The 9162-nt window shown below is 63.4% G+C and carries 8 protein-coding genes, 1 tRNA gene and 1 riboswitch; of the genes, 8 read left to right on the forward strand and 1 reads right to left on the reverse strand.

Features of this window, described 5'->3' with window-relative positions; translation table 11 throughout:
• The first annotated feature begins 3 nt into the window (after positions 1–3).
• The 7 genes from nuoI to PHC73_RS01610 all read left to right on the forward strand — a co-directional run bounded on the left by nuoI (position 4) and on the right by PHC73_RS01610 (position 6552).
• A complete protein-coding gene (nuoI, locus tag PHC73_RS01580) occupies positions 4–492 on the forward strand; it encodes an NADH-quinone oxidoreductase subunit NuoI (RefSeq protein WP_300123809.1) in 489 nt (162 codons plus the stop codon).
• Between the two features lie 38 nt (positions 493–530).
• Positions 531–1154 carry an NADH-quinone oxidoreductase subunit J gene (locus PHC73_RS01585; RefSeq protein ID WP_300123810.1) on the forward strand — a complete coding sequence of 208 codons (624 nt, stop codon included), beginning with the start codon at positions 531–533 and terminating at the stop codon, positions 1152–1154.
• A 6-nt stretch (positions 1155–1160) separates the two neighbouring features.
• Positions 1161–1466, forward strand: coding sequence for an NADH-quinone oxidoreductase subunit NuoK (gene nuoK, locus PHC73_RS01590; protein WP_300123811.1), 306 nt, complete (start codon positions 1161–1163; stop codon positions 1464–1466).
• 3 nt (positions 1467–1469) lie between these two features.
• Complete coding sequence (gene nuoL / locus PHC73_RS01595) at positions 1470–3449, forward strand: NADH-quinone oxidoreductase subunit L (protein ID WP_300123812.1); 1980 nt, start codon at positions 1470–1472, stop codon at positions 3447–3449.
• 7 nt (positions 3450–3456) lie between these two features.
• The gene (locus PHC73_RS01600) at positions 3457–4944 is read left to right on the forward strand and encodes an NADH-quinone oxidoreductase subunit M (protein WP_366949773.1); all 1488 of its coding nucleotides are present in this window, start codon (positions 3457–3459) and stop codon (positions 4942–4944) included.
• Between the two features lie 31 nt (positions 4945–4975).
• The gene (gene nuoN, locus PHC73_RS01605) at positions 4976–6415 is read left to right on the forward strand and encodes an NADH-quinone oxidoreductase subunit NuoN (protein WP_300123814.1); all 1440 of its coding nucleotides are present in this window, start codon (positions 4976–4978) and stop codon (positions 6413–6415) included.
• A gap of 60 nt (positions 6416–6475) precedes the next feature.
• Positions 6476–6552, forward strand: a tRNA-Met gene (locus PHC73_RS01610).
• A 99-nt stretch (positions 6553–6651) separates the two neighbouring features.
• Here the strand turns inward: PHC73_RS01610 and PHC73_RS01615 are convergent.
• The gene (locus PHC73_RS01615) at positions 6652–7797 is read right to left on the reverse strand and encodes an insulinase family protein (RefSeq protein ID WP_300123815.1); all 1146 of its coding nucleotides are present in this window, start codon (positions 7795–7797) and stop codon (positions 6652–6654) included.
• A gap of 14 nt (positions 7798–7811) precedes the next feature.
• A riboswitch (guanidine-I (ykkC/yxkD leader) is annotated at positions 7812–7916 on the forward strand.
• Positions 7917–7992: 76 nt separating this feature from the next.
• Here PHC73_RS01615 and PHC73_RS01620 point away from each other — a divergent pair.
• The gene (locus tag PHC73_RS01620; protein ID WP_300123816.1) at positions 7993–9054 is read left to right on the forward strand and encodes a putative urea ABC transporter substrate-binding protein; all 1062 of its coding nucleotides are present in this window, start codon (positions 7993–7995) and stop codon (positions 9052–9054) included.
• Positions 9055–9162 lie beyond the last annotated feature (108 nt).

Here is a 9162-nt window from a genome sequence, read left to right on the forward strand (position 1 = left end):
GACATGAACCGCGTTGCCCAATATCTGAAAAGCCTCTTGCTGCTCGAACTGCTGTCCGGGCTCGGCGTGACTCTGCGTCACTTGTTCAAGCCGAAGATCACGATCCAGTTCCCAGAAGAAAAAACCCCCGTGTCGCCGCGGTTTCGCGGGCTGCACGCGCTGCGCCGTTACCCGAACGGCGAAGAGCGCTGCATCGCCTGCAAGCTGTGTGAGGCGGTATGCCCGGCGCTTGCCATCACGATCGAGTCCGAGCCGCGGGCGGACGGTACCCGCCGCACCACGCGCTACGACATCGATATGTTCAAGTGCATCTACTGCGGGTTCTGCGAAGAAGCCTGCCCGGTCGATTCCATCGTGCTCACGCGCTTCAACCATTTTCATATGGAAGAGAATACCGAGCGCGTGTACGACAAGGCGATGCTGCTGGCGATCGGTGATCGCATGGAGGCGCAGATTGCCGCCGACCGTGTCGCCGACGCTCCTTACCGCTGATATCGCTGATCCCCACCATAACGCTGGCCGAGACCGTCATGGGTACCGAGAAGCTCGTTTTTTATCTATTGTCCGCAATCCTGGTGTTTGCGGCCGGCATGGTGGTCAGTGTCCGCAATGCGGTACAGGCGGTGCTGTTCCTGGTGCTGGCGTTCTTCACCTGCGCCGGCCTGTGGTTGATTCTTGAGGCGGAATTCCTCGCCATCGCCCTGGTATTGGTGTACGTGGGTGCGGTCATGGTGTTGTGGCTGTTCGTGGTCATGATGCTTGACATCCATCGCGCCGAGTTGCGAGAGGGTTTCGGCAACCACCTGCCGTTGGGTTTGGCGGTAACGCTGCTGATCGTGTTCGAGATGGTGCTGGTATATGGCACCGGACATCTCGACACCGCGCTCGCGCGTCCGCCGCAGACGACGGTTGCCGTCAGCAACGTGCAGGCCATCGCGTCTGTGTTGTACACGGATTATGCGTATCCATTTGAGATTGCGGCCGTGATCCTACTGATCGGCATGGTGGCGGCGATCGGGCTCACCTTCCGCGGCGTGCGCGCCAGCAAGTACGTGCCGCCATCGGCGCAGGTACACGCGAGCCCGCGCGGACGCATGCGGCTGCTCGATCTGCCACGTGGCGGCGCGCGCGACGATTCGGCTCAAGGCGGATAAGACGGCATGGTTACGCTCACCGATTACTTGGTGCTGGGCGCGATTTTGTTTGCGCTCGGCATGTTTGGCATTTTCATCAACCGCAAGAACATGATCATCCTTTTGATGTCGGTGGAATTGCTGTTGCTGGCGGTGAACATGAATTTCGTCGCCTTCTCGCATTTCCTGCATGACCTCGCCGGGCAGGTGTTCGTGTTTTTCGTGCTCACCGTGGCGGCGGCGGAATCGGCCATTGGTCTCGCCATCATCGTGGTGCTGTTCCGCAACCGGGCGTCGATCAACGTCCAGGATCTCGACCAGTTGAAGGGCTGAGCGATGGAAAAGCTGACCTTGCTTTGCCTGGGCGTGGTGCTGGCGCCGCTGGCAGGCGCCGTCATCGCCGGCCTCGGTGGGCGCGTGATCGGGCGCTCTGGCGCGCACACCGTCACCATACTCGGGGTGGCGATTTCGTTCGTATTGTCGTGTTACGTGTTCGCAGCACTGATGGCCGGCAAGGCCGCCGGCGGCGAATACGTGCTCAACACCGATCTGTATACCTGGCTGCATAGCGGGCCGCTGAAGGTATCGGTTGGATTTCTGATCGACGAATTGACCGCCACCATGATGTTGGTGGTGACCTTCGTGTCCCTGATGGTGCACGTCTACACCATCGGCTACATGCACGACGATCCCGGTTATCAGCGCTTTTTCAGTTACATCAGCCTGTTTACCTTTGCCATGCTGATGCTGGTGACGGCCAACAACTTCCTGCAGCTGTTTTTCGGCTGGGAGGGCGTGGGCCTGGTGTCTTACTTGCTGATCGGCTTCTGGTACCAGAAGCCTTCGGCCACCTTCGCCAACCTGAAGGCGTTCCTGGTCAACCGGGTCGGCGATCTTGGCATGATGCTGGGCATCGCTGCCGTATTGGCGCTGTTCGGCAGCCTCGATTTCTCCACCATTTTCTCGCGCGCTCCAGAGATCACCGGCGAAACCTTGCAGGTGCTGCCCGGCCGCGAGTGGCCGGCGCTGACGGTGATCTGCGTGCTGCTGTTCATCGGTGCCATGGCCAAGTCTGCGCAGGTGCCGCTGCACGTGTGGTTGCCGGATTCGATGGAGGGTCCGACGCCGATATCGGCGCTGATCCATGCGGCGACGATGGTCACGGCGGGCATTTTCCTGGTGGCGCGGATGTCGCCGCTGTTCGAATTGTCCGAGACTGCGCTCAATTTCGTGCTGTTCATAGGCGCGGTGACGGCGTTCTTCATGGGGCTTCTCGGCCTGGTGCAGACCGACATCAAGCGCGTGGTGGCGTACTCGACGTTGTCGCAGCTGGGTTACATGACCGTGGCGCTGGGTGTGTCGGCCTACTCGGCGGCGATTTTCCACCTTGCGACGCATGCCTTTCTCAAAGCCTTGCTGTTCCTGGCGGCCGGGTCGGTGATCATTGGCCTGCACCATGAACAGGACATGCGCAAGATGGGTGGTTTGTGGAAGCACATGCCGATCACCGCGCTCACGGCCTGGATCGGCACGCTGGCTTTGGTCGGTTTCCCAGGCTTTTCAGGCTTTTATTCCAAGGATGCCATCATCGAGGCGGTCGCTTCGTCCACGCTGCCGGCCGCCGGCTTCGCGCATTTCGCCGTGCTGGGCGGGGTATTCGTGACCTCGCTGTATAGCTTTCGCCTGCTGTTCCTGGTATTCCATGGCAGCTCACGCGTGGATCATCACGCTGGCGAGCATTTGCATGAATCGCCCTTCGTGGTCACCGGCCCGCTGCTGCTGTTGGCGGTGCCATCGGTGCTGATCGGTGCGCCGCTGATCGAGCCGATGCTGTTCGGTGATTACTTCGGCAAGGCGATCGTGACGCTGCCGCAACACGCCACATTGGCCGAACTGGGCGAGCACTTCCACGGCGCGCTCGCCTTCGCCCTGCACGGTTTCATGGCGCCGCCATTCCTGCTGATGCTTGGCGGAGCTTTGACCGCCGCGGTGTTCTACCTGTGGTGTCCGACGTGGCCCGCGCGCGTGCAGGCCCGGTTTTCGTTGCTTCATCGAATTTTGGAGCGCAAATACTTTTTTGACGACATCAACCAAACAGTGTTCGCCGGAGGGCTGCGTGGCCTCGGCGGGCTGTTGTGGCGCGTGGGCGATGTCGCGTTGATCGATGGCCTGGCGGTCAACGGTACGGCGCGCACGGTTGGACGATTGGCGGCAGTGCTGCGGCATATGCAGACCGGTTATCTCTACCATTACGCGTTTGCCATGATCATCGGCTTGGCGGCATTGCTAAGCCTGATTTGGTACGTGAGTTTCTGAGCCCGTCATGAGCCAAACCATGCCCCTGTTGAGCCTCGCCATCTGGACACCCATCGCCGGCGCGGTGCTGGTCTGGTTGCTGGCGGGTGATCGCCGCCCGGCGCGTGCGCGCACGTTGGCGCTGCTGATCTCGCTGCTCGAATTCGCCATCACGGTGCCGCTGTATACCGGCTTTGATGCGTCCAGCGGCGGGTTGCAGTTCGTCGAGCGCTTGCCGTGGGTGGAATCGTTCGCGATCTATTACCACCTTGGCATCGACGGTATCGCGCTGCCGTTCATCCTGTTGACCAGCTTTGTCACTGTTTTGGTGGTGGCAATGGCGCGCGTGTCGGTCGACAAGCAGCTCAGCCAGTACCTTGGCGCCTTCCTGGTCATGGAAGGGCTGATGATCGGGCTGTTCTGCGCCGTGGACGCAATGCTGTTTTACGTGTTCTGGGAAGCCATGCTGATCCCGATGTTCATCATCATCGGTATTTGGGGTGGTCCCAATCGCGTCTATGCGACGCTCAAGTTTTTTCTCTACACCTTCCTCGGCTCGGTGCTGCTGCTGGTCGCGCTCATTTACCTGCACCTGAAAACCGGCAGTTTCAGTCTGCTGGATTTTCAGCGGGTTGGACTCGATTTGCCGACGCAGAAGTTGCTGTTCCTGGCGTTCCTAGCGGCGTTCGCCGTCAAGATACCCATGTGGCCGGTGCACACCTGGTTGCCGGACGCGCACGTGGAGGCGCCTACCGGTGGTTCGGTGGTGCTGGCGGCGATCATGCTCAAGATGGGCGGCTACGGTTTCCTGCGTCTGTCATTGCCCATCGCACCGGATGCCAGCATGGCGTTGTCGGGGCTCCTGATCGCGCTGTCGCTGATCGCCATCGTGTATATCGGTGCGGTCGCGTTGGTGCAACAGGACATGAAAAAGCTGATCGCCTATTCGTCCATTTCGCACATGGGGTTCGTCACCCTGGGCACCTTTCTATTCACGGTGCAGGGCATCGAGGGTGGCATCGTGCAAATGGTTTCGCATGGTTTCATTTCTGCGGCCATGTTCTTGTGCGTCGGGGTGATGTACGACCGGGTGCATAGTCGGCAGATCGCCGATTATGGCGGGGTGGCCAATAGCATGCCGGTCTTTGCGGCGTTCATGATGCTGTTCGCCATGGCCAATTCCGGGTTGCCGGGGACGTCGGGCTTCGTTGGCGAGTTCATGGTCATCTTGGCCGCATTCCCCAAGGGGTTCTGGATCGCGTTGCTGGCCGGCACCAGCCTGGTGCTCGGTGCCGCCTACAACCTGTGGATGTACAAGCGGGTCATTTTTGGCGCAGTCGCCAACGCCAAGGTCGCCGCGCTGCAAGACCTCAAGACCGAAGAGTTCGTGGTGCTGGGTCTGCTGGCGGTGGCGGTGCTTGCCATGGGTGTGTGGCCGAATCCGCTGGTCGACGTCACCCATGCGTCGGTGGATGCATTGCTCGCGCACCTGCAGCGCGGCAAGCTCGGACTGTAAGCAGGCCCTTCGGTATACGGCGTCTGAAACCATGGAATTCACTCTCCCCGATTTGTCTGTGGCGCTGCCGGAGCTGGTTTTGCTGGCGATGGCCTGCGTCGTCCTGCTGGTGGATCTGTTCTGCCCGGGACGGGACCGGACCAATACCTACGTGGTCTCGCAGCTGTCGCTGCTGGCTGCCTTGGCGGCCCAAGTGCAGTGCTTTCGCGGTCCGGCGGTCAGTTTCAGCGGGCACTACGCGGTCGACGCCGTGGCAGTGGTGGTCAAGGTGATGGCCCTGCTGATCATGTTCGGGGTACTGCTGTATGGGCGCGATTACTTGCGCCAGCGCGCGCTGCTGACCGGCGAGTTCCTGGTGCTGTCGCTGTTCGCCACGTTGGGTGTGCTGGTCATGGCCAGCGCTGGCAGCCTGCTGGTGTTGTACCTCGGGCTCGAGGTGCTGTCGCTGTCGTCTTATGCGTTGGTCGGCTTACATCGTGACAACGGTCTGGCCAGTGAGGCGGCGATCAAGTATTTCTTTCTGGGCGCCATGGCGTCGGGCTTGCTGCTGTACGGCATGTCGCTGCTTTACGGCGTGACCACCTCGCTCGATCTGGCGACCGTCGGTCAGGTGGTGGGTGAGCATGCGCGGGCGGGCAACTTCAGCGCGCTGTTGGGGCTTGCGCTCGCCATGCTGGTGGCGGGGCTGGGTTTCAAGCTCGGCATCGCCCCGTTTCACATGTGGCTGCCGGACGTCTACCACGGTGCACCAACCGCCGTGACGGCATTTCTGACCTCGGTCAGCAAGTTCGCGGCGTTCGTGTTGGTGCTCAAATTGCTCGCCGGCGCCGCAGCGGCGCTTGCCGTGCAGTGGCAGCAGATGCTGATCGTACTTACCGTGCTGTCGCTGGCGGTTGGCAATCTGATCGCCATCGCGCAGGTGAATCTCAAGCGCATGCTGGCGTACTCCACCGTGTCGCACATGGGCTTTTTCCTGCTCGGCGTGTTGTCCAACAGCGAGGGCGGCATGGCGGCCGCACTGTTTTACATGGTCACCTACGCCCTGACCGGGGTGGCAGCGTTTGGCATGATCATGCTGCTGAGCCGCGCCGGCTTCGAGGCGGAGCGCATCGAGGATTTCCGGGGCCTGAACCGCCGCTCGCCGTGGCTGGCGCTGGTCATGATGGTGATCCTGTTCTCGCTGGCCGGCGTGCCGCCCACGGTCGGGTTCTATGCCAAGCTCGGCGTGATCCGCGCCGTGATGCAGCACGACCTGTTGTGGCTCGCCATCATCGCCGTGATCTTTTCGGTGATCGGTGCTTTTTATTATCTGCGCGTCATCAAGGCCATGTACTTCGACGCGCCGGAGGAGCAGCCGGCCATTGCCGCGGCGCTGGATGTGCGGGTCATGATGGGTGTGAATGGGCTGCTGGTGTTGGGGTTAGGTGTGTTTCCGGCACCCCTGCTGGCGCTGTGTCAGGCGGTGTTTTAGTCGGCGGCCGTACCTTGGCTTGCTATTTCGGGCGAGCTTCCGTATGATGCACAGCTCGGTTGCGGGGTGGAGCAGTCCGGTAGCTCGTCGGGCTCATAACCCGAAGGTCGTAGGTTCAAATCCTGCCCCCGCTACCAACCCATGCAGGGCCCGGTCCAAAAGACCGGGCCTTTTGCGTTTCTGGAAGTCGATCGGCCCGGGTTGCCGCGGGCGTGTCCCATCGCGGCTGGACTCGGTCACAGAATCAAATGCAAGCGGGTTGCGCGTCCCGCCAATGGGAGTGGAGCCGGGCTTGCCAGGCCAGCGGCGCTTGGTGTGCCCGCGGTCGATGCCAGCGCACGAACGCGGGAGTGCGGTTCGTCGCGGGCCAACCTGCAGCGTGCCAGCCAGCAGCGCTTGGCGGTTTCGAGGGCGGTCGGATCGGGTCCGTTGATGGCCAACGCCTCGAGACAGTGTTCGACCGCATCCTGGCACTGTCTGACCCGCCCGGCGGGCGCCTGAACGTGCACTGCGATCATCCCGGCGTCGGTGTATAGCAGCGGTGCGACCGACCACGCATAGGCGAGCCCGTGGTGGCGTAGGCTGTCGCCGAGTGCAGTTTCCAACAGCAGGGCTGTCAGCTGCCAACGCACGCCTTGCTTTGGATCGAACGGCAGGCAGGGGAGGGCCCACAGCAATTCGGCCGGTCGATCTTCCCGTAGAGCGCCGTAGCGGCCGGGTACGAAGCGCGGAGGGCGCTGCGGCGGCGGTTGGCCTGGCGGCAGGTCGGCCAGCTGGGCGAAGGCGGCCCTCACCGCCGTGTAATCGAAGGCGCCCGTAACGGCCACTTGGAGTCGTGCGCCCACGCAATGTCGCGACCACAGGACCGACAGCGCCGCCGGGTCGACGGTGGGCGTATCGGCTGCCTGCAGTGGCCGGCCCAGGGGGTGGGCCGGCCAGGCAAGGCGAATCAGAGCGTCCAGCGGCGAGGTCTGCCCCATAAAGGTGCGTTCGGCGGCGATCATGCCCTGCTCGAGGGCCAGATCGATGGCGTCGAAGGCCGGCTGACACAGGCAGCTCGCCAGCAGGGCGGCCAGTTCGGGCACGCGCGACGCGGGGGCACGGCCAAGCAGGCCGAAGTATTCACGCCCGGTCTCGGCATTGACCTCGCCGCCCAGACGCGCGATGCGCTGCGCCAGCGCCTGCGGTGAGAGCGTTGCGGTGCGCCGCAGCAGCAGGTGCTCGAGCAAATGCAGCCGACCGACGGCGTGTTCGGGTTCATCGCGCGAACCGCCGCGAAGCAGCAGCGCAATGGCGGCCGAAGCGGCCTGTGGCCGGGCTTCGAAACGGATGCGCGCGCCGTTGCTCAGGTGAATGTCGGTAACGGTCAGAAGGTCTGGCACTAGAGTTGCATCTTGCTGGGTGCGTCTAGGGTTCCGATCCGGCCGTGCCGGGTGACTGGTCCGAGAGAGGCAGCCCGCCGTTCGCGGCGGGTACACGGCGGGACAAAAGCCCGGGAGATGTTAGCTGCGCTGGGGTCCTCGGCGGCTGGCATTTCTGCCCGTCGGCTCCGGCGCTTCCACCACAGGGAGCGCACCATGCATCGCTTGACCTCGCTGTTGATCGCCGCCGCCCTCACGCTGGGCCTGGTCGGCCCGGCCGAAGCGGCCGCCAAGAAGGACTTTCGCGTCGCCTGGTCCATCTACGTCGGCTGGATGCCGTGGGGCTACGCGGCAGACGCCGGCATCGTCAAGAAATGGGCCGACAAGTACGGCATCACGCTCGACGTGGTGCAGATCAACGACTACATCGAGTCCATCAACCAGTACACGGCCGGCGCCTTCGACGGCTGCGTGATGACCAACATGGACGCGCTGACCATCCCGGCCGCGGGCGGCGTGGACTCGACGGCGCTGATCGTCGGTGACTTCTCGAACGGCAACGACGGCGTGGTGCTGAAGGGCGCGACGGACCTGAAGGCCATCAAGGGCCGCAAGGTCAACCTCGTCGAGCTGTCCGTGTCGCACTACTTGCTCGCGCGCGGGCTTGAGAGCGTCGGCCTCAAGGAATCCGATATCACCGTGGTGAACACCGGCGACGCCGACATCGTGGCCGCCGCGGCGGCGCCGGATGTGAGCGCAATCGTCACGTGGAACCCGCAGCTCGCTGCCGTGTCAGCGCTGCCGGACGCGCACGTGGTGTTCGACTCGGCCGACATTCCGGGCGAGATCATCGACCTGATGGTGGTCAACAGCGGCACGCTCGCCGACAACCCGGCGCTCGGCAAGGCGCTGACCGGCATCTGGTACGAGACCGTCGCGCTGATGGCCGCGGACACGCCGGAAGGCAAGGCGGCGCGGGACGCGATGGCCAAGGCGTCGGGGACCGATCTTGCCGGCTTCGAGAGCCAGCTCGCCACGACCAGGATGTTCTACGCGCCGGCCGATGCGGCCGCGTTTGCGCGCGATCCGGCGCTCGAACGCACCATGGATCTGGTGCGCCAGTTCTCGTTCTCGCACGGCCTGCTGGGCGAGGGCGCGAAGAGCGCCGACGCGGTCGGCATCGGCTTCCCCGGCGGCGGCACGCTGGGCGATTCCGCCAACGTGAAGCTGCGCTTCACCGACACCTGGATGCAGCAGGCGGCGGACGGCAAGCTCTGATCCGGCGGCCGACGGGCACCGCGCCATGACGCGCCTGGTCAACCGCCACCCTAGCCGCGCGAGCGCGCTGGTGCTGGGAATGCTGCCGCTCGCGCTGCTGGCGCTGGC

It is taken from the genome of Immundisolibacter sp., from assembly GCF_028696615.1.
Taxonomy (GTDB): Bacteria; Pseudomonadota; Gammaproteobacteria; order Immundisolibacterales; family Immundisolibacteraceae; genus Immundisolibacter.

Coding starts and splice junctions, on each gene's coding strand:
- PHC73_RS01585 (WP_300123810.1), top strand. CDS start 531: ATGGGTACCGAGAAGCTCGTTTTTTATCTATTGTCCGCAATCCTGGTG.
- PHC73_RS01620 (WP_300123816.1), top strand. CDS start 7,993: ATGCATCGCTTGACCTCGCTGTTGATCGCCGCCGCCCTCACGCTGGGC.
- nuoK (WP_300123811.1), top strand. CDS start 1,161: ATGGTTACGCTCACCGATTACTTGGTGCTGGGCGCGATTTTGTTTGCG.
- PHC73_RS01600 (WP_366949773.1), top strand. CDS start 3,457: ATGAGCCAAACCATGCCCCTGTTGAGCCTCGCCATCTGGACACCCATC.
- nuoL (WP_300123812.1), top strand. CDS start 1,470: ATGGAAAAGCTGACCTTGCTTTGCCTGGGCGTGGTGCTGGCGCCGCTG.
- nuoI (WP_300123809.1), top strand. CDS start 4: ATGAACCGCGTTGCCCAATATCTGAAAAGCCTCTTGCTGCTCGAACTG.
- nuoN (WP_300123814.1), top strand. CDS start 4,976: ATGGAATTCACTCTCCCCGATTTGTCTGTGGCGCTGCCGGAGCTGGTT.